The organism is Tellurirhabdus bombi (genome assembly GCF_021484805.1).
GTDB lineage: Bacteria > Bacteroidota > Bacteroidia > Cytophagales > Spirosomataceae > Tellurirhabdus > Tellurirhabdus bombi.
In genome coordinates, this window is sequence record NZ_CP090557.1 from 1,714,759 (window position 1) to 1,733,179 (window position 18,421).

The 18,421-nt window shown below is 48.7% G+C and carries 20 protein-coding genes; 9 read left to right on the forward strand and 11 right to left on the reverse strand.

From position 1 onward, the window contains the following. Nucleotides 1-47: 47 nt before the first annotated feature. Genes L0Y31_RS07395 through L0Y31_RS07410 form a run of 4 tightly spaced genes read right to left on the reverse strand, consistent with a single transcriptional unit; the run spans nt 48 to nt 3,409 of the window. Complete coding sequence (locus L0Y31_RS07395) at nt 48-623, reverse strand: ribonuclease HII (RefSeq protein WP_234736478.1); 576 nt, start codon at nt 621-623, stop codon at nt 48-50. Beyond that, complete coding sequence (locus L0Y31_RS07400) at nt 623-1,636, reverse strand: VWA domain-containing protein (RefSeq protein WP_234736479.1); 1,014 nt, start codon at nt 1,634-1,636, stop codon at nt 623-625. The genes L0Y31_RS07395 and L0Y31_RS07400 overlap by 1 nt, the downstream gene beginning before the upstream one ends. Further along, nucleotides 1,629-2,546 (reverse strand): hypothetical protein, encoded by a 918-nt coding sequence (locus L0Y31_RS07405; RefSeq protein WP_234736480.1) that lies wholly within the window; start codon nt 2,544-2,546, stop codon nt 1,629-1,631. The genes L0Y31_RS07400 and L0Y31_RS07405 overlap by 8 nt, the downstream gene beginning before the upstream one ends. Then, nucleotides 2,543-3,409, reverse strand: a complete 867-nt coding sequence (locus L0Y31_RS07410; RefSeq protein WP_234736481.1) for a DUF58 domain-containing protein — start codon at nt 3,407-3,409, stop codon at nt 2,543-2,545. Before L0Y31_RS07410 ends, L0Y31_RS07405 begins: the two co-directional genes overlap by 4 nt. A 149-nt stretch (nt 3,410-3,558) precedes the next feature. On the opposite strand from L0Y31_RS07410, the gene L0Y31_RS07415 reads away from it, so the two are divergent. The 6 genes from L0Y31_RS07415 to bioA all read left to right on the forward strand — a co-directional run bounded on the left by L0Y31_RS07415 (nt 3,559) and on the right by bioA (nt 9,561). Further along, nucleotides 3,559-4,077, forward strand: a complete 519-nt coding sequence (locus L0Y31_RS07415; RefSeq protein ID WP_234736482.1) for a DUF4296 domain-containing protein — start codon at nt 3,559-3,561, stop codon at nt 4,075-4,077. A 19-nt stretch (nt 4,078-4,096) separates the two neighbouring features. Then, nucleotides 4,097-5,431: a protoporphyrinogen oxidase gene (hemG, locus tag L0Y31_RS07420; RefSeq protein WP_310587138.1), complete on the forward strand. Its 1,335-nt coding sequence runs from the start codon at nt 4,097-4,099 to the stop codon at nt 5,429-5,431. A 105-nt stretch (nt 5,432-5,536) separates the two neighbouring features. Then, nucleotides 5,537-6,319 carry a polyprenol monophosphomannose synthase gene (locus L0Y31_RS07425; protein WP_234736483.1) on the forward strand — a complete coding sequence of 261 codons (783 nt, stop codon included), beginning with the start codon at nt 5,537-5,539 and terminating at the stop codon, nt 6,317-6,319. A gap of 210 nt (nt 6,320-6,529) precedes the next feature. Then, on the forward strand, nt 6,530-7,660 hold the full coding sequence (locus L0Y31_RS07430; protein WP_234736484.1) for an aminotransferase class I/II-fold pyridoxal phosphate-dependent enzyme: 1,131 nt from the start codon (nt 6,530-6,532) through the stop codon (nt 7,658-7,660). Between the two features lies 1 nt (nt 7,661). After that, nucleotides 7,662-8,300: a dethiobiotin synthase gene (bioD, locus tag L0Y31_RS07435; protein ID WP_234736485.1), complete on the forward strand. Its 639-nt coding sequence runs from the start codon at nt 7,662-7,664 to the stop codon at nt 8,298-8,300. Next, nucleotides 8,278-9,561: an adenosylmethionine--8-amino-7-oxononanoate transaminase gene (gene bioA, locus L0Y31_RS07440; RefSeq protein ID WP_234736486.1), complete on the forward strand. Its 1,284-nt coding sequence runs from the start codon at nt 8,278-8,280 to the stop codon at nt 9,559-9,561. Before bioD ends, bioA begins: the two co-directional genes overlap by 23 nt. Before the next feature lie 39 nt (nt 9,562-9,600). On the opposite strand, the gene L0Y31_RS07445 is transcribed toward bioA, so the two are convergent. The 5 genes from L0Y31_RS07445 to L0Y31_RS07465 form a co-directional block, all read right to left on the reverse strand. Continuing rightward, a complete protein-coding gene (locus tag L0Y31_RS07445; RefSeq protein WP_234736487.1) occupies nt 9,601-9,900 on the reverse strand; it encodes a Dabb family protein in 300 nt (99 codons plus the stop codon). Between the two features lie 104 nt (nt 9,901-10,004). After that, nucleotides 10,005-10,727, reverse strand: coding sequence for an RluA family pseudouridine synthase (locus L0Y31_RS07450; protein ID WP_234736488.1), 723 nt, complete (start codon nt 10,725-10,727; stop codon nt 10,005-10,007). A 76-nt stretch (nt 10,728-10,803) separates the two neighbouring features. Further along, nucleotides 10,804-11,838: a sensor histidine kinase gene (locus tag L0Y31_RS07455; RefSeq protein ID WP_234736489.1), complete on the reverse strand. Its 1,035-nt coding sequence runs from the start codon at nt 11,836-11,838 to the stop codon at nt 10,804-10,806. A 158-nt stretch (nt 11,839-11,996) separates the two neighbouring features. Then, the gene (locus L0Y31_RS07460) at nt 11,997-12,704 is read right to left on the reverse strand and encodes a response regulator transcription factor (protein WP_234736490.1); all 708 of its coding nucleotides are present in this window, start codon (nt 12,702-12,704) and stop codon (nt 11,997-11,999) included. A gap of 160 nt (nt 12,705-12,864) precedes the next feature. Further along, nucleotides 12,865-13,734 carry an SdiA-regulated domain-containing protein gene (locus tag L0Y31_RS07465; protein ID WP_234736491.1) on the reverse strand — a complete coding sequence of 290 codons (870 nt, stop codon included), beginning with the start codon at nt 13,732-13,734 and terminating at the stop codon, nt 12,865-12,867. 15 nt (nt 13,735-13,749) lie between these two features. On the opposite strand from L0Y31_RS07465, the gene L0Y31_RS07470 reads away from it, so the two are divergent. Continuing rightward, nucleotides 13,750-14,886 (forward strand): AI-2E family transporter, encoded by a 1,137-nt coding sequence (locus tag L0Y31_RS07470; protein WP_234736492.1) that lies wholly within the window; start codon nt 13,750-13,752, stop codon nt 14,884-14,886. 14 nt (nt 14,887-14,900) lie between these two features. Here the strand turns inward: L0Y31_RS07470 and L0Y31_RS07475 are convergent, their stop codons facing one another. Both L0Y31_RS07475 and L0Y31_RS07480 read right to left on the reverse strand, forming a co-directional pair. After that, the gene (locus L0Y31_RS07475; protein WP_234736493.1) at nt 14,901-15,530 is read right to left on the reverse strand and encodes an LON peptidase substrate-binding domain-containing protein; all 630 of its coding nucleotides are present in this window, start codon (nt 15,528-15,530) and stop codon (nt 14,901-14,903) included. Next, nucleotides 15,530-16,000: a gliding motility lipoprotein GldH gene (locus L0Y31_RS07480; RefSeq protein ID WP_234736494.1), complete on the reverse strand. Its 471-nt coding sequence runs from the start codon at nt 15,998-16,000 to the stop codon at nt 15,530-15,532. Before L0Y31_RS07480 ends, L0Y31_RS07475 begins: the two co-directional genes overlap by 1 nt. 189 nt (nt 16,001-16,189) lie before the next feature. On the opposite strand from L0Y31_RS07480, the gene L0Y31_RS07485 reads away from it, so the two are divergent. Both L0Y31_RS07485 and L0Y31_RS07490 read left to right on the forward strand, forming a co-directional pair. Continuing rightward, nucleotides 16,190-16,552 carry a BlaI/MecI/CopY family transcriptional regulator gene (locus tag L0Y31_RS07485; protein WP_234736495.1) on the forward strand — a complete coding sequence of 121 codons (363 nt, stop codon included), beginning with the start codon at nt 16,190-16,192 and terminating at the stop codon, nt 16,550-16,552. Nucleotides 16,553-16,554: 2 nt separating this feature from the next. Further along, on the forward strand, nt 16,555-18,405 hold the full coding sequence (locus L0Y31_RS07490; protein WP_234736496.1) for a M56 family metallopeptidase: 1,851 nt from the start codon (nt 16,555-16,557) through the stop codon (nt 18,403-18,405). Nucleotides 18,406-18,421: the final 16 nt, after the last annotated feature.

Below are 18,421 nucleotides of genomic sequence, written 5' to 3' on the forward strand. Positions count from 1 at the left end.
AGATCTGGACCCCTTTCCAGTTGGATGCGTTGGAATACCCTAAAAAATCAGACCAGTCGAAAGCTTTTTCGGTGCCACTGGCAGGGGCCGTGCTGCCGAATGCCTTCCCGGTGGATGGGTGTCGGATAGCCCACGTTTTTGGCCCAGCCATACTGCGGAAACGCTTCGCTTAATTTCTCCATTAGCTCATCCCGGTAACATTTGGCCAGAACGGAAGCCGCCGCAATGGACAAAAATTTGGAGTCGCCTTTGACGATGCACGTATGCGGAATCAGGGGGTAAGGCCGAAAGCGATTTCCGTCAACCAATAGGTGTTCGGGCTGCGGAGAGAGCAATTCAACGGCTCGGTGCATGGCCAGAAAACTGGCCTGGGAGATATTGATCTGATCAATCACCTCATTGGACACCTCCGTGACGGCCCAGCTTATGGCATCCCGCTCAATCTCAACGCGTAGTTTATCCCGCAAAGAACGACTCAATAATTTAGAGTCAGTGAGTTTGGTATGGGTATAATCGGAGGGCAAAATAACGGCAGCCGCTACCACCGGCCCCGCCAGACAGCCCCGGCCAACCTCATCAAGACCCGCCTCAATAACCTGATTATTATAACACGATCGTAGCATCAATCTTCCAGAATATTTCCAAATATGGTACTCTTCAACAACAGAATGAGCAACAGAAAAACGATTGCCCAGTAAAGATAAACGCGGTAGTAATCTTTAATATCCTTATAAGTCTTTGTCTTGACAGGGGCTTTTTCCAGCCGGTCAATTTCCCGAAACACGGTTTGCAGCCGCCGGGCGTCAGTTGCGCGGAAAAAGGTGCCGCCGCCAATCCCCGCAATGGTGGTCAGAATGCCTTCGTCAATGGTTACCGCCGAAGCAAGGGCACCCAGGCGAGGGATTTCGGGCCTGCCAACAGCGATGGTATAAATCCGAATGTTGAACGCCTTGGCTAATCGCGCCACAATGATCGGATCGAGGTTTCCGGCTGTATTATCGCCATCGCTCAGTAAAATAACGACCTTACTTTTTGAGGCCGATTCCCGCATCCGGTTGATACACACCGCCAACGCACTACCAATGGCGGTGCCGGATGTTTTGATCATGCTGTCGTCAAGGTCCGTTAGGTAGCTGTTCAAGAGGTCATGGTCGGTGGTTAAAGGGCACAGAGAAAAAGCTTCTCCGGCAAAAATAACCAGCCCCATCCGGTCGTCGGGGCGGCTGCGGACAAAAAGCTGTGCTACCCGTTTAGCCGCCGCCAGGCGGTTGGGTTTCAGGTCCGTTTCGTTCATCGAAGAGGAAATATCGAGCGCCAGAATCACGTCAATTCCCTCCGAAATATTTTCAGTTTGTTCCCGTACAATCTGGGGGCGGGCCAGCGCCATGAGAATAAGCGTCATTCCAATAACCAGACAAATACCCGGTAGGTGCCGAAGTGAAGTGATCAGGCTTGGTTTCAATTTTCCGCGACTAAAAGCCACGCCCAACCGTTGCTTGGACCGATTTTGCAGCAGCGAACGTAGCCCAAACAGCAGGAGCAAGGCCGGAATACCGTACAGATAATACGGCGATTCCCAGCTAAATTGCCGAAGCTGCGACAAGGTGAACCATTTCCAGGAGAGCCAATCAATCATTTGTCGGTAATTTTTTTTGTTGAGCTTCGGCGATTTTGGCCCGTTGCCGTTGGTAGGAATGGTCCGCAATTTCGCGCAGAACTCGCAGCGAAGCCTGGGTTTGGTCAGAGTACATACCGCCATACACAACGCCATCAATCTCTTTCAGAGCGTCGGCTAGCCGATCATCCAGCATGGAATCGGCCATTTCGCGGGTGGTCATGGTCGAAAAAGGTTTGTCTTCCAGCCATTCCAGGTATTCTTTCCAGATAATGATTGTTTTTCCAACGCTTTCAGAAGCCGTATCTGGATTCAGGTTTCGCGTCAGACGCAGGTAGGCCCGTTCAAACTCCTGGTGTTGCCGACGCATTCGATACAGCGCCAGTCGGGTGTTGATCGCCTTACCAAATAAGAGATAAACAACACCCGCCACCGCCACGATGCCCGCCAGAATAGTCAGCAAAAACGGGTAGTTCATTTGCTGGCGCAAAGCAATTACCTGCGTTTCCGTGGAAAGTTGCAGGGTGTCGAGCCGGGTTGTCTGAATGCGTTCTCTGAGGTAGATCGTGTCTGTATTGGAAAAAAAAGCCGTGCAATCCTGCGGGCTGTTTACCGTAAAAACAGGCACCCGAAGCTGTTGCGCTTGACCTGTTTCAAACGAAACCAATGTATAGACAACGCTGTCTAGGCTACCGGTAGCATCCGTGGAGGTCGTAAAAATATCAACGTCCCGAACCAGAAACGGCCTGAAATGGCGGGCTGTATCCGGAAAAAGGAGTTCCAGACTGGCCGGATGGCGTACCCGCAATGAATACTGAAAAGGCTGCCCAATCTCCATCGTATCCGTCAGGAAAACCCCGCGAGGTGCCTGGGCAACCGTTGGATTTACCCCGAAAAAGAAACCAAGCAGAAAAAAGACAATCCATTTCATTTTTGTTGCCGGACACGGAAGAGTTCAATGAGTCGGGGTACGTAATCTTCCTGCGCGTCGAGGGCAACGTAGTTGGCGTTGTATTGGCGACAAAGCCGCTCAAGCTGTTGCTGACTTTCCCGGAAAGTTTGCCGCTGTTGTTCCCGAAACGCCGAAGAGGATGTATTTATCCAGACTGTCTGGCGGCTTTCGGTATCATAAACGGGAATAATGCCCAGTCGAGGAAGGGCGGTTTCGCGACGGTCGTACATATGCACAACCACCAGATCATGTTTGCGCGCCAGTGCTTTCAGGTTGTGTTCGTAATTGGTATCAATAAAGTCAGAAATCAGAATAACGACACTTTTGCGTTTCAGCACGTTCAGGGCAAATAGCAGGGCACCCGCCAGGTCTGTTTTAACCGACTCCGGTTGCAGCTTATACAAATTCATAATGAGCTGATAACCGTGCTTCATGCTGCTGGACGGCTTGATGTATTTTTCCTTCTGGTTGGAAAAGCAATACAGCCCAACATGGCTGGCCTCCCGGATGGCCGACATGGTCAGGACGCCGCAGACTTCTTTGGTAGTGTCCAATTTGGAACGCTCAGAAGTGCCAATTTCCTGCGAAGCGCTGACATCGACAACGAAAAATACGGTCTGGTCTTTTTCTTCCCGAAAAATCTTTACAAACGTACCGTGTCCTTTCGAAGATACGTTCCAGTCGATGGCGCGCACGTCATCGCCATACTGATACGTCCGCAAGTCGCTAAATTCCAGCCCCGACCCTTTAAAGATCGAGTGGAAATTGCCGCGCATCTGGGAATTTACGGCTTTTCGGATGCGGATTTCGTATTTATAAAGCTTCTTCAGGAATTCGTCCATGCCTGATTTGGTTAACTAGATAGGAACGCAGTTCCGTTAAAGGTAAACGAAAGAAACCGGCAGAAATAGATTTTTGTCGGCCTTAATTGCGGTAAGTAGTGTTCCTATAAATTTCCGACCTTTGTGTAAAAGGCATTTTGACAAAATTAATGAAAACAAAAGAAGAAGCACATCACTACCGAAAACAGAGGCTGAGTGTGATTTGGGTCATTGGCATATTGCTGTTTGCCTGGTCGTGTCAGACCACCTCCGAGACAACGCCCAGTGATGTGTTGCCGGAAGACAAAATGGCGGAGGTGCTTACCGAAATACACCTGGCGGAAGCGAAAGCCAGTAAGTTAGGCGTAATCTCGGCCGATTCGACTACCCTGATTTACAAGCGCCTGGAAAGCCAGATTTACAAAAAGCACAAAATTGATACGGCGGCTTATTTCAGAAGCTACAGATATTACTCTTCGAATCCGGCTAAAATGGCCGATGTCTATAAGCAGGTTACAGAAAAATTACAGATACAGGATAGCTTGCAAAGGCTGAAGGCGGCACCAACCCCGACGCCGAAAAAAGACAGCTTATCCAAAAAAGCGAACGATAGTTTACGGGTAAAGCCATCGCTCAAAAAATTGAAGCTGAGAGAGCAACTAAAAATCGAACGCACGCCCCAAAGCTGAGGCACCAACGCATAAAATAATGATTGTTATCATTGGAGCAGGAATTTCGGGGCTGATGTTGGCCTACGAGTTGCAAAAACAAGGCATTCCATATCAATTGTTTGAGGCGGCCGGAGAACCGGGCGGGGTGATTCGGTCGCGGCGGGAGACAACCCCTGACGGAGCTTCTTATTTGCGGGAGCTGGGACCTAATTCGCTCCTGGTGGATCAAAACCTCCTGAACGATATTGATGCGCTTGGTTTGACACCTGATTTGCGATTTAGCAAGCCCGTTAGCAAATCCCGGTATATTTTCCGAAACGGAGCCTACCGGAAATTGCCTTCCGGCCCGTTATCGCTTTTGTTTGGACCTTCTTTTTTTAGCTGGGAAACGCTGAAAGCCATCTGGAAAGAACGCAATAACCGAACGGTGTCGCCGCCGGATGAGACGTTAAGTCAGTTTTTCCGGCGTCGCTTTTCGCAAGAAATTGTGGATTATGCCCTAACGCCTTTCGTAACGGGCATTTACGCAGGTGATCCATCCCGGCTTCTGGTGTCCGAGACGTTTCCAAGCCTGCTGAAGCACGAGCGTGACTATGGGTCGGTGCTGCGGGGTTTCATGAAAACGGCGGGGGGAGAGCGAAAGCAAATGGTGAGTTTTAAGGAAGGAATGCAGATGTTGCCAAAAGCCATTGCTGACCAATTAACGGCTTTAAAACTTAATGATCCGGTTACTGGCTTGATCCGGACGGAAAATGGTTGGCTGGTTGATGCGAGCAGCGGCTCTTTTCAAGCTGATGCAGTGGTGCTCGCGGCGGATACCAGCGCGGCGGCAAAGCTACTGGAACTTACGTATCCGGGCGCAGCAGAAGCTTTTCGGCGGTTGGATTACCCACCAATGACAGCCGTGCATAGCGTTTACAAACGGGCGGATGTGGCGCATCCCCTCAATGGATTTGGTGGGTTGAACCCGAGAATAGAGAATCAATTCTGCGCCGGACACATCTGGAACAGCTCTATTTTTGATGACCGTTGCCCTGCCGATGAAGTACTGCTAACCACCTTTGTTGGCGGTCGGTTAGCAGCCGCTAATACAGAGTTGCTCGATGAAGCGATTTTGGAAAAGGTATTTGCCGAGCACAAGCAGGCATTCGGGATCAAGGCGCTAAAACCAGTTCACCAATGGCTGGCGCGGTGGGAGCGGGCCATTCCGCAGTATGATCTGGCTTATGCGGAAGCAAAGCGACACTTGCCAGCGCTCGAAGCAGACGGACTGTTTGTGTGCGCCAACTGGCACGGTGGAATCAGTTTGCCTGATAATATTCGAAAAGGCAAGGAGCTAGCGAAAAGGCTCGGCCAGTGGCAACTCGCCTGATGGGTTTTAACAACTTTTAACCTTAGTCTTCGCTGATTTGTGCACTAAAATGGCAGAAAATAGTGTTATTTGCTTAATTAGTTTAAGTATAGCCGAGGTACGACTATGAAGGATTGCTTAGTGGTCATACCGACCTACAATGAAATCGAAAACATCGAAGCGATTATTCGCAACGTGTTTGAGCTGCCGGTGCCGTTTGATGTCCTGATTGTGGATGATGGGTCGCCCGACGGAACAGCCGTGCGTGTAAAAAATCTGCAACGGGAATTTAGCGGTCGTTTGCACTTAATGGAGCGACGCGGAAAACTAGGACTTGGTACTGCCTACATCGATGGTTTTCGCTGGGCTTTGGCCCAGGATTACCAGCACCTGTTCGAGATGGATGCCGACTTTTCGCACAATCCAAACGATCTGGTTCGGCTTTACGAAGCGTGTTCGGAACAAGGACATGATGCGGCTGTTGGATCGCGGTATATCAAAGGAGTCAATGTGGTGAACTGGCCAATGGGACGCGTTCTGATGTCTTATTTTGCAGGGCATTACGTACGGTTTATTACGGGCCTGCCCATTATGGATCCGACCGCCGGATTTATCTGTTACAAACGCAAGGTGCTGGAAACCATCCTAACAAACAACATCCGGTTTGTAGGCTACGCCTTTCAAATCGAGATGAAATTTTTAGCCTGGAAATATGGCTTTCGAATCACGGAAGTTCCCATTATCTTCACGGATCGAACGAAGGGAGAATCAAAAATGTCGAGCAAGATTTTCAAGGAAGCGGTCTTTGGTGTCTTGCAAATGAAAATCGGCAGCTACTTCAAGCATTATATCCCGCCTCAGAAAAAGCCAAAACAGCTTGAGGAGAAAGTGGCTACTGAGGTAGTGTAACGAATAAGTTGCTTAATTGTTACCAAAAATATATTAAAAACGACTTATCTTATTTTACGAAACAAAACGTGCATAAGTCGGGAGTTATCCACAATTAATTGTGGATAACTCCCGACTTATGCACGTTTATAGAGGTTCCATTCCAAAAGACTTTCTTTATCATTTCCCTAACCTTGCTATTTTTGTTATCTAATTTTCTTTAAGAACAAGTTGGAAAAAGCTAAAAGAGCACTGCATCAACTACTCGAAAATCGCCAGGCGGCGGGGCTGCTTAGAAAGCTCAAACAACCCACGGGACTGGTTGACTTCTGCTCGAATGATTATCTGGGTTTTGCCCAATCGGCAGAATTAAGGACATTAGTTGAGCAAGCCGGACAACAAGAGCCAAACTTAACTAACGGCTCCACAGGCTCACGCTTGCTGGCGGGGAATTATGCATTGACTGAGGCTGTAGAGGCGGAGATTGCAGCGTTTCACGGAGCTGAAGCGGCGTTGATTTTTAATTCAGGTTATGACGCTAACGTAGGACTATTAGCCAGTGTTCCCCAACGCGGTGACACCCTGTTGACCGATGAGCTGATTCACGCCAGCATGATTGATGGAGCGCGGCTTTCCCTCGCCAATCGGTATAAATTCCGGCATAATGACCTGTCTGATCTGGAAGCCAAGTTGCAAAAGGCCACCGGAACAGTGTATGTAGCCGTTGAATCGGTCTATTCGATGGATGGCGATCTGGCTCCCTTACCGGAGATTTGTGCTCTTTGCGTGCGTTATGGTGCCGCCCTCATTGTCGATGAGGCACATGCGACGGGTATTTTTGGCCCGAAAGGAGAGGGCCTGGTAACGCTTTTGGGGCTGGAAAAGCAGGTGTTCGCACGGGTACATACGTTTGGAAAAGGTTTGGGGGTACATGGAGCTGCTGTTGTTGGGTCCAGAGTGCTACACGACTATCTGATAAATTTTGCCCGATCTTTTGTGTATACCACGGCCTTGCCTCCTCATAGTTTGCTGGCCATTCGCTGCGCTTATGCTTATTTGCAAACGCAATCCACTACGATTGAGCAGTTGCACCAGCTAAGAAGGCTGTTTCAGGAACAGGCATTGTTGCATTCACCTGACAAAGAATGGTTATTAACCGAAAGTGCCATCCAGGGATTAATCCTACCAGGCAATGACGCCTGTCGGACGGTGGCCCTCCAAATTCAACAGGCAGGTTTCGATGTACGGCCCATTTTGAGTCCAACCGTACCAGCCGGACGCGAGCGGCTCCGGATCTGCCTGCATTCGTTTAATACAGAAGCCCAAATCCTGGCGCTTCTGCAAGCCGTGAATCAAGTATAGCATGAAAAAACAGCAATTTGTCGTTGCGGGTATTAGTACAGAAATCGGGAAAACGGTGACTTCTGCGATACTCGTCGAAGCGCTTCGGGCCGATTATTGGAAGCCGATCCAGTCGGGAGCGGTTACCGACTCCGATAAGGCAACCGTTCGGAATTTGATCTCCAATGCTGCCTCGCAGTTTCACCCGGAAGCGTATTTACTGACCGAGCCGCTTTCTCCCCACGCCGCTGCGGCAATCGATGGGGTAGAAATTTCGCTGGATCAGCTAAATGTTCCCGCTACGGAAAACCATCTTGTGATCGAACTGGCAGGGGGCTTGATGGTACCACTCAATAATAGGGACCTGAATATTGATTTGGTACAACGTTGGGGTCTGCCGGTGGTGCTGGTATCAAAGAACTATCTTGGTAGCATTAATCACACCCTCTTGTCCATCGAAGCCCTGAAGAGTCGGAATATTCCAACGCTGGGAATTATTTTTAACGGAGAATCGGTTCCGGCTACCGAAGACTTTATTTTAAACTACTCTGGTTTGCCCTGTCTGGGGCGCGTTGGCTGGGAAGAACGGCTGACCAAAGAAGTAATAAGCCGTTATACAGACGAAATTAAAATTCCTTATGACTTTACAGGAACGCGATAAAAAGGTAATCTGGCACCCGTTCACCCAAATGAAAACGGCCCTGCCGCCAATTCCTATAGTGCGTGGCGAGGGGACGATGCTTTACACGGAAGACGGCCGGACATTTATTGACGCTATCTCGTCGTGGTGGGTGAACCTGCACGGACACGCGCACCCCTACATTGCGGAGAAAGTAGCGGCGCAGTTAACTACGCTGGAACACGTCATTTTCGCAGACTTTACGCATAATCCCGCCGTTGAGCTGGCCGAACGCTTGCTGCCCCTTTTGCCTGCCAATCAGGCGAAGGTTTTTTATTCGGATAATGGCTCTACGGCGGTTGAAGTGGCTTTGAAAATGGCCTTTCAGTATTGGCATAACATCGGAAAACCACGTACCAAAGTCATTGCACTGGAAGATGCTTACCACGGCGATACGTTTGGAGCAATGGCGGTTGGGGGGCGTAGTGCCTTCACGGCTCCTTTTGTGCCTTTTCTATTTGACGTAGAATACATTCCCGCGCCAATTCCTGGCCGTGAAGAAGAAGTACTGGCGCGGTTTGAAAGCCTGTTGGACGAAAACGTGGCCGCTTTTATTTTTGAGCCACTGGTGCAGGGAGCGGGCGGTATGGTGATGTATGAGCCGGAAATATTGACCAAGTTGATCCAGGCGGCGCAAAAAAAAGGAGTACTTGCCATTGCCGATGAGGTAATGGTTGGGTTTGGCCGTACCGGAAAATTATTCGCTTCGCATTATCTGACCGACGTGAAGCCTGATTTGATGTGCCTGTCTAAAGGCTTGACGGGTGGCACGATGGCCTTGGGCGTAACGACCTGCTCAGAACAGATCTACGAGGCTTTTTTGTCGGCGGATAAACACAAAACCTTGTTTCACGGGCACTCCTTTACGGCCAATCCGTTGGCTTGTACGGCGGCCCTGGCCAGTCTCGACCTAACCTTATCGGAAGCGACCAAAACCGCAATTCAATGGCTTGCCGACCGGCACCAGACTTTTGCGAAGCAGCTTGTGCAGCATCCGGTCGTGCGCCATGTTCGCCAACGCGGCACCATTCTGGCCTTCGATCTGCATCTGGGTGGTGAAACGTCTTACTTCAACAACATTCGGGATGTCGCCTATGCGTTTCTGCTGGAACGCGGTGTGCTGATGCGCCCCTTGGGAAATGTCTTGTATCTGTTGCCGCCTTACTGCATTACAGAAGAACAGCTAACTTTTGTATACCAGCAGATTGAGGCGTTGCTGGATACGTTGGCTAAAGAGGTTTGAAACGAAGCGGGGCGCAACTACTTACGCCCCGTTTCTCTATTACTCGACCGCATCATATACCTGCACGCGTTGCCAGTAACGGGCGCAGTTTTCTACGAATTTTAGATGCGTTGGATGTTCCTGATAGACATCGTGAGCCGCTTTGTCGGTAAAGATCAACGTCAGCGACCAGTCATACGTGTGGTCAATGACAGGCCGACGGGTATCGGCGGGCGCCCCTACATAAGTTGCGCTGGCAACATCAATGCTTTTAAGGGTTTCCAGGCCATCGCGCAGGGCTTGCCGATCTTCGCTGTTATCAGGATGGTTAAGCCAAAAGAAAACTGTGTGAACAAACATGATTCTAAAAGAGCAAACGTGATAAAAGGTTCAGAACGGCAAAGTAACAAAATCTGCATCGACTACCTATTTTGACGCTCACTCGTGCCGAAGTTCCGTGTTTATCAAAGCGAATGTTTATCAAGCTGCTTTACCAATACATCAAAATCTTTCGGATACGGCGCTTCAAACTGGGTTTCTTCCCCATTGAGCAGCGCAAACGTCAGCGAGTGGGCGTGGAGTGCCACGCGCTGAATCAGCGGTTGTTCTTCGGTTCCTTGCTTGAGGTTAAATTTGCGCTTGATCTCCGACAGAAAAATGGGTTTGCCGCCGTAGGTTGGATCCTGAACGATGGGCGCTTTTAAACACATCAGGTGAACCCGAATCTGGTGCATTCGCCCCGTGATGGGCATGCATTCAACGAGGGTATGCGAACGATAGGCCCGCAGTGTGTTAAAGATCGTTTCGGCTACTTTTCCTTTCTGGCGATCGATGCGTACCGCCGTGCCATCCTTAAGAGGCGCAATTGGCAGATAAACCGAAATCCCTTCGAAATCGTGAACGCCATCAACAACGGCATGGTAACGCTTGGTAACATCCCGGTGTTCAAACTGCATAGCCAGGTGTCGATACGCTTCCGGATTTTTGGCAATGGCTAAAATACCCGAGGTTTCTTTGTCCAATCGGTGGCAAAGCTGCGCGTCGTTGTGGTACGCTTTGGCCAGCCGCAGAATGCTAAGCGGTCTGTCGGCACTGCGTTCGTCGAGCGAAGCAATGTGCGGGGGCTTGTTAATCAGTATATAATCCTCGTTCTCAAAAACGATGAGGTCTTCAAATTGCAGTTTCATAGTACAAAGTTCGTAAGAATTAACCTTAGCCCCAACCCCTAAAGTTCCTGCAAAAGATGGCTTTTATGGAAGAATACTACTCCGACTTTTCCAGTTTGAAACTAAACGTCGTTCCTTTTTCCAATTTGCTCATGACCGTGATCTTGGTCTTGTGGGCATTCAGGATGTGTTTGACGATGGCGAGTCCCAGGCCGGTGCCACCGCGTTCTTTCGAACGGCTTTTGTCTACGCGGTAAAAACGCTCAAAAATGCGGCTGAGGTGTTCGGGCGGAATGCCGGGGCCATTGTCGCGAATAGACACGTGAATGTGCTTTCTATCTTCTTCCAGCGTAACCAGCACTTTGCCGTTATCGTTGCCATATTTGATGGCGTTTTCCACCAGATTTGTCATTACCTGCGTGATGCGCTGGGTATCGACTTTGACCCAAACCGGTCCTGGAACATCGGTTTTCAGCTTGAGGGTTGTATTCCGGTTCTGGGCAGTTTTTTCCAATTGCTCAAAAACTTCCTGGGTAATGTGGCTCAAATCAGCTTGCTCGAAATGCATTCTGATTTCGCCGGTTTCCATCTGAGAAAGAGCAACCAGATCTTTCACCAGCGCATCCAAACCATCCAGGCTTTTGGCGGCTTTGGCCAGAAATTTATCCCGTACAAATTCGTCGTCGATTGCGCCGTCGATGAGCGTATGAATGAAGCCCTGCGCGGCGAAAACGGGCGTTTTCAGCTCGTGGGAAACATCGGCCAGAAATTCGCGCCGAAATTGTTCCAGCTTTTTCAATTCCTCAATTTCCTGCTGCTTTTTGGCGACGTAAACAAAAATTTCGTCGTTCAGCTTTTTGAATGGATTGTTGCTCTTGATGAGGTTCTTGCGGGAAACCGAAAAATCCCGCATCCGCAGTTTGTGAATCGTTTTGTACATCTTGTTCACTTCGCGGTAGACCAGAAGCTCAATGGCGAAAAGAATCAGAAAAAACGAGACCACCAGCGAAGACGCCGCCGCTACAAACAGCATGTTTTTCGTAACGCCTTCCACAAACGTCAGAAAGGCAACCGTACTGACGGCAATCAGGAAAGCGAGTAAAAAGGCAATGAAACGGGGACTGAGCGACATGCAACAAAATTACGCAGAAAAGAAAGAGAAGTTGCCGGTAAACTTCCAATGGATCCAGTTGGCGTGGACCCTACTACGCGGCTTACAACGAAGAACTAGAGTTATTTCCAGCGGGCGAAGCATGCGCCTCGCTCGCTGGAAACGATTACTTCGCCTTTTTATTCGGGCTGGTCGGTGAACATATACCCAACGCCTTTCAGGGTTCGGATATACGTTTCGCCAATTTTTTCGCGGAGCTTCCGGATGTGAACGTCAACGGTACGCTCCAGAACGTAAATATCAGCACCCCAGATTTTTTGTAACAGCTCTTCCCGGTTAAAAACCTTGTTAGGAGACTGCGCGAGGAAGAATAAGAGCTCAAATTCTTTTTTCGGCAACACAACTGATTTCTCGCCCTGCGTCACGGTATAATTTTTCCGGCTAATCACCAGGTCGGCTACCTGAACCTGATCGCCCGTATCAGCCTTCTGCGCTTCCCGCCGGAAAAGGGCGTTGATGCGGCTCATCAGCGCGCGCGGCTTGATGGGTTTGGTGATGTAGTCATCAGCACCTACTTCAAAAGCAGCCACTTCAGAATATTCTTCCGAACGGGCCGTCAGGAAAAGAATATACGTTTGGCGGAGTTCGGGTATTTCGCGCAGTTGTCTGCCGGCTTCGATGCCATCCATATGGGGCATCATGATGTCTAATAAAACAAGTTCGGGAGAAAAGTTGCGGGCTGTCTCTACCGCTTTTCGTCCATCGGGAGCGGTGCGGACATCGTAACCTTCTTTTTCGAGGTTGTACTGGAGCAATTCGACGATATCCGGGTCGTCATCGACAACCAGTATACGATGCAGTTGTTGCGAAGCTTTGGCTGCGCTCATTGGTTTGCTTGTTGGTAAAATAGAATTCGAAGGTACGCTGTGTATCAGCAATTTTATGAAGACAATATAAGTCTTAACAAAAACTTAATAAAGGCGCTGAGTAAGAAAATATTATCCTCACTCCGAAGCACATGCGGCTGATAACTATTTGAACTCAGTGTCACCGATTCGGTGCTTGTTTCCTTTGTTTCTTTTTGACCAGAAAAAGCTTTCCCCGTTCGTTAGACATCACAAAATCTGTGTTGTTGACAAAGCTGATGCCTTCGGTTTGCCCGCGTGGGATACGCAGGCAGCGGTTTGGTTTACCAAAAGACACCTCTCCGTCTTTGGTTTCGAACAGAAAAATCTTGCCATACGTCAGAACAGCCAGCGTTTTGCCGTCGGGGCTGAGGCTGGCATCGGTTACCATACTTTTCAGGTAGACGCTATCTTTTGGAAGCAGTTTGTAGTCGCCGGGCTGGCTGGGCATGCCGTACAGATTCACGGGTCGCCGGGGCTGGGAGCGGTTTTTTGAGACAATAAACAGCGAGTCGTGGGCATACACCAGGGCTTCACTATCGAAATTCCGCGTATCTTTCGCCGGCGGAAAATCCCTTTGGTTAGCGTATTGAAACGTAATTACTTCCGGTTGATCGGGTTGTTTAACTCGAACGCGATAAATCGTCAACTTTCGGCGTGTATTCTGGTTATTACCAATGTCACCGATGAAGAGTACCGTTGAGTCCCGCTGGCTAATGGCTTCCCAATCGATGTTCGAAAGAAAGGGCAACGGTAATGAATCAAGCAGCATACCATTTGGAGAAACCTCATACAGTGTTGGACGGCCACCGCTGTCGTTGTGGGTCCAGAACGTATTGGAACCGGAGCGGTACACTAAACCCGAACTTTCGTTAATGGCTTTTGGCAACCTTCCCAGGCGTTTGACCGTGTAGTGCGATCGACCGCTTCGAAAACCGCTCTGTTTATTTTCGGCATGGCAGGTGCAAAAAGCTACTTTAAGCGAGAAAAGAAAAATTAAAAATGATGGCATTATTCAAGAATAAAGATGGAGAATAAATACGCGGAGCTAAAGTTACCGGCTTATGTCAAATTTGCCTGTTTATTAATTACAATTACGCTGTTGGTTTACTGGATGTCGGTCATGCAGGAATTAGTCGTTTCACTGATTTTTTCGGTGCTGCTGGCGATGATTCTCTATCCCATCGACCGCAAACTGGAATCCTGGCGAGTGCCCCGGGTGCTGGCAATTATTATCTGTCTCATACTGGTAATTGGGACGTTGTATTTGTTTTTCTATCTGATTTCACTCCAGATCTCCAACTTCACCAGCGAAGCCCCTAAGTTAATGGAGAAGGCAAACATGATGATTGACAAGGCGTTGGAGTTTGGGGAGAATAACCTGAACATCGACCGGAAGAAGCAGATGAACGAAGCCCGGAGTTATTTCAATAACCTGATTCGCGAAAGTGGCTCGATCCTTACCACCACGCTTCTGGCAACAACTAATACGCTGTCTACCATTTCCCTGATGCCCCTGTACATCTTTTTCCTGATGCTGTACCGGGACTTTTTTAGATCCTTTTTTTACAAAGTATTTAGCTCGACGAAGCGGGCCAAACTGGACTCGGTTCTGGGTCGGATTTACGAAGTCGTCAAAGATTACCTGGTTGGCTTGGTTTCTGTAATCGTGATTGTGGGCATTCTGAACACAACGGGCCTGTTTATTCTGGGCGTCGACTACGCGGTGTTTTTTGGCTTCTTTGGGGCCGTTATGATCCTGATTCCCTACGTCGGTATTTTGATCGGATCGTTGCTACCAACTCTTTTTACCCTGCTGTCGAACGATAATCCCCTGGTAGCTTTGGGCGTTGTCGGCGTTTTTCTGTTTGTTCAGATTTTGGAAGGGAATTTCATAACGCCCTACATTGTCGGCTCTAAAGTAAGTATCAACCCACTGGCGGCCATTATCGTTTTGTTGATGTGGGGGCAGTTATGGGGCGTAGCCGGTTTGGTGCTGGCCTTGCCGATGACGGCCATTCTGAAAGTAATCTTCGACGCCGTGGAACCGCTCAAGCCGTACGGATTCCTGATCGGCGAAGCCGAACGACAGAAAACCCGACCCATGAACGTCGAAGAAATCAAGCAGAAGTTACCCAAGCCGGTCAAAAAGTTAGTGGATTGACGGGGCGTTTTGCGTTAAAAACTTAGCGGATCCAGATTCTTGAAGTGGCCATTCATCCGAATGCGGTCTTTAGTACGTTCCATTTCCGACACAACGGGCATCACGCGTTTGAGGTGACGAATCAGAAATTGCTGCCGTTCGTCTTCGCTTGCAATGGTTAAAAGCTTGTATTCTTCCTCGACGGACAGGCCGATTTTGTGCGCAATCCGGTAGGAGAGCAGAGGCGGCTCGAAATCGACAGTCGCCTCAATTTTTAGCAGTTCGTAAAGCCGCAGGACCTGGCTCCGCAATTCAGACTGGAACGCGCCTTGTTCGGCAGGCGTATCAATCGTCTCCACATTGCCTCCCGCGAATAATTTACCGGGTGCCGGGTTTTGGTGATTTACTATCCGAAAAATGCCCAACCCCTGGGTTTTAATGTCCATGCGGCCATCATCATAGCGTTTGTGCAACGTAGTTACGCGCATTTCGGTGCCGTAACCCGGCATCTTGTTGTTGATGAAGGCTGGCAGCCCAAACGTTTCGCCCGTAGCGAGACATTCGTTGATGAGCTGGCGGTATCGTTCCTCGAAAATGTGCAGATTCAGGTCTTCGCCCGGATAAGCAACCAGATTAAGCGGAAATAAAGAGAGGTATTTTTCCATTAGATGTCTTTTTCCACGCTGATTCCTATGCTGTAAATTTCGGGCAGGGGGTTCTGGCGCATGTATTGCCGCAACTGGAGCGTATAAGTACCCGCATGAGGAAAGCGGTATTGGCTAACCACTTTTATTTTGTGATCGAATAAATCGCCGAGGCCATCACCATAGGGTTTACCCGTTTTAGGGTCGAGCAGAATGAGCTGGTCCAGCCGCGATTCCAGATTTTTCTTGGTAGAGTCGATTAGGTTGCGGCGGATATACAGATTATAATAAGGATACGATACACTATTGCGCACATTGTAGTAAATGGAATAGGTGGCCGTTGTGTCTGCAATCTGGAAAGAAAAAGACGGCACCTGCGTCACATGCCATTTCCCGCCTTCAATGTCATAAATTTCTTTGAAAACCGCATTGGTATCGCAGCCGCCAATCAGAAAAACCAGGCCAAGGAGCCAATGCTTATAGGTTTTCATGCTTTCCTTTTTTTACAAAACTACAAGTGTCTGTCTAAGATTCCAATTTCGCGTGCTCCCGGGAAAAAAGCGTTAAATAAAAAACTATAAAAATAGTTTGCAAACTATATAAATCGTTATAACTTGGATTTAAGTCAGTTCACGATCCGGCTAAATAAGCGGGTCAATCCAATAAATAATTTTAACGAAATGGAAAAATTAACCACTAAAGAAGAAGAGGTGATGCAAGTCTTGTGGAAACTAGAGCAGACGTTTGTAAAGGACATGCTGCCTTTTTTTACTGATCCGCCGCTTCACTACAACACGGTTTCGACCATTGTTCGAAATCTGGAGGAGAAAGGCTATGTGGGCCACCAGGCCTACGGCAATACGCACCAGTATTACCCGATTATTGCTAAGGAAGATTACCAAAATCGCTTTGTACTCAAAAAAGTAGTGTCGGATTATTTTGATGATTCGTACAAAAATCTGGTCAGCTATTTCGCGCGCAGGGATAAAATTTCCGTAGACGAATTAAAGGATATCATCAAAATGATCGAAAAAGGTGAGTAGCTATGAGTCTCCCTATCTATCTGTTGCAAGCGAGTCTGATTATGGGCGTGCTGACGCTCAGCTACTGGTTTTTGCTTCGTCGGGCTACGTGGTTTGAGCTGAATCGCTATTTGCTCTGGTTCAATGTTGTCCTGTCATTGGGTTTGCCGCTGGTTGAGCTACCCGATTTTCGGCCAGAGCCTGTTCGTCAGCTGGTGCAGAAAACCTTACCCGCTCTACCCCAGCTTCAGGCGGCAACGCCCCCGGTAGTCCTTCGGCAGCCCATAAACGATTTTCCGGGCGCACATCTTGACATGAGGGCACCCTCTGTAGATCAATCCATCAACTGGCTGGTGGTGTTGGGCTGGTTGTATGCGGTAGGAGTAGGGTTGCTAGGGTTGCATTTTCTGCTGCAACTGACTTCGCTGACAAGACTGATTACACGCTCGGAGAAAGAGCGGGAAGAAGATGTTTGGCTAGTTGAAAATGAGGCCGTGAGCTCGCCGTTTTCATTCTTTCACTGGATTGTGATAGACAGTAACCGGTACGATCCTGATGAGTTAGCGCAAATTTTAGCGCATGAGCGGGTGCATTGTCGGCAATGGCATAGTCTGGATATTTTAACCAGTGAAATGCTGCGAATCGTGTTCTGGATAAATCCGTTTGTGTGGTGGCACCAGCGACTTGTTCAGGAAAATCTGGAATATTTAGTTGATCGGGAAGTGCTGGAGGAAGGCGTTGACCGGAAAGCGTATCAGTATCACTTGCTAAAAGCCAGTTTTTCGGCCAATTCAAAGCCGAAGGCCTTGGCTAATTCATTCAATAGTCACCGCATTAAACAGCGAATTGCCATGATGAATCGACGTTTTTCCAACTATTCTACCTGGGGTTATGGGGGCGTTCTGCTAGCTATGCTTGGTACAGCAACCCTGGCTATCGGCAGCGGGAACGTAAAAAAATCCACAGTGACTTTGTTGACCTCACCCAGAGAAACGCTACAAAAAACAGCGGACAAGCGGGAAGAGCCGGCCGAAAAAGTGCTAACAGAAGAACCAACAGGGTTAGCCTTCCCTGCGGTTGACTCAAGCCAGCACGAATCCGTTCTTGACGAAGTTGTCAATAAACCAGAGTTAGTAACGATTGCTGATTCTGTGGCTAGTGGTCAAGCTAAAAAAGCACCAGTTCGCCAGCTTTTTAAACGGCAGGGAGATCGACTATACTGGGTTGTTACACCCAATATTACCTTGGATGATCTGATGGCGTTGCGGCAGGAAGCGAAGCAATTTGGCTACACATTTGATCTAAGTGAGATTCGCTACGATCCGCTCAATCATTACGTCACTCGTGCCAAAGTAAGCATGAAACGAAGTGGCTATTGTGAGATAGACGATGGAAGTCAAACAAGCATAACCATGAAGCCGATTGCGTCTATGGGAGGCTATATTGGCACAAAAGGAGAATGCGGCATTGGTCCGGTTGCAGAACTAAAATTATTTAGCTTGCCTTCAGAATTAGCGGTTCAGGTTGCCGCCGATGAACAGGAAGTCACCGATTGGATCAAAGCCCACAAAATGAATTATCTCATTTATGAAGGTGAGAAATCGATAGGTCAGGGAGAAGGATATGGTTCGTCATCGGCCAGTGGTGATGTATTGAGAAATAATCCTAAACTGCGTAATTCAAATCTAGGTGTTTATATTGATGATGCGGGTAAGCTGGCACCCTACGATAAACCGGCTGCTTACTACATCAATAACCAGCCTGTAAACGTCGAGGCCGTACGGAGTATAAACCTGGAAAAGCTTCATGCTGTCGTAACAAAAAGTACCTCTAAGGGTATAGACCGGCATGTATTGCTTTATGTCAATGAGTAATGGTTTTCGTTAACAA

Excerpts from the sequence above, each read along its gene's own strand:
- L0Y31_RS07395 (WP_234736478.1), bottom strand. The coding sequence starts at position 623 with ATGCTACGATCGTGTTATAATAATCAGGTTATTGAGGCGGGTCTTGAT.
- L0Y31_RS07400 (WP_234736479.1), bottom strand. The coding sequence starts at position 1,636 with ATGATTGATTGGCTCTCCTGGAAATGGTTCACCTTGTCGCAGCTTCGG.
- L0Y31_RS07405 (WP_234736480.1), bottom strand. The coding sequence starts at position 2,546 with ATGAAATGGATTGTCTTTTTTCTGCTTGGTTTCTTTTTCGGGGTAAAT.
- L0Y31_RS07410 (WP_234736481.1), bottom strand. The coding sequence starts at position 3,409 with ATGGACGAATTCCTGAAGAAGCTTTATAAATACGAAATCCGCATCCGA.
- L0Y31_RS07415 (WP_234736482.1), top strand. The coding sequence starts at position 3,559 with ATGAAAACAAAAGAAGAAGCACATCACTACCGAAAACAGAGGCTGAGT.
- hemG (WP_310587138.1), top strand. The coding sequence starts at position 4,097 with ATGATTGTTATCATTGGAGCAGGAATTTCGGGGCTGATGTTGGCCTAC.
- L0Y31_RS07425 (WP_234736483.1), top strand. The coding sequence starts at position 5,537 with ATGAAGGATTGCTTAGTGGTCATACCGACCTACAATGAAATCGAAAAC.
- bioD (WP_234736485.1), top strand. The coding sequence starts at position 7,662 with ATGAAAAAACAGCAATTTGTCGTTGCGGGTATTAGTACAGAAATCGGG.
- bioA (WP_234736486.1), top strand. The coding sequence starts at position 8,278 with ATGACTTTACAGGAACGCGATAAAAAGGTAATCTGGCACCCGTTCACC.
- L0Y31_RS07445 (WP_234736487.1), bottom strand. The coding sequence starts at position 9,900 with ATGTTTGTTCACACAGTTTTCTTTTGGCTTAACCATCCTGATAACAGC.
- L0Y31_RS07450 (WP_234736488.1), bottom strand. The coding sequence starts at position 10,727 with ATGAAACTGCAATTTGAAGACCTCATCGTTTTTGAGAACGAGGATTAT.
- L0Y31_RS07455 (WP_234736489.1), bottom strand. The coding sequence starts at position 11,838 with ATGTCGCTCAGTCCCCGTTTCATTGCCTTTTTACTCGCTTTCCTGATT.
- L0Y31_RS07460 (WP_234736490.1), bottom strand. The coding sequence starts at position 12,704 with ATGAGCGCAGCCAAAGCTTCGCAACAACTGCATCGTATACTGGTTGTC.
- L0Y31_RS07465 (WP_234736491.1), bottom strand. The coding sequence starts at position 13,734 with ATGCCATCATTTTTAATTTTTCTTTTCTCGCTTAAAGTAGCTTTTTGC.
- L0Y31_RS07470 (WP_234736492.1), top strand. The coding sequence starts at position 13,750 with ATGGAGAATAAATACGCGGAGCTAAAGTTACCGGCTTATGTCAAATTT.
- L0Y31_RS07475 (WP_234736493.1), bottom strand. The coding sequence starts at position 15,530 with ATGGAAAAATACCTCTCTTTATTTCCGCTTAATCTGGTTGCTTATCCG.
- L0Y31_RS07480 (WP_234736494.1), bottom strand. The coding sequence starts at position 16,000 with ATGAAAACCTATAAGCATTGGCTCCTTGGCCTGGTTTTTCTGATTGGC.
- L0Y31_RS07485 (WP_234736495.1), top strand. The coding sequence starts at position 16,190 with ATGGAAAAATTAACCACTAAAGAAGAAGAGGTGATGCAAGTCTTGTGG.
- L0Y31_RS07490 (WP_234736496.1), top strand. The coding sequence starts at position 16,555 with ATGAGTCTCCCTATCTATCTGTTGCAAGCGAGTCTGATTATGGGCGTG.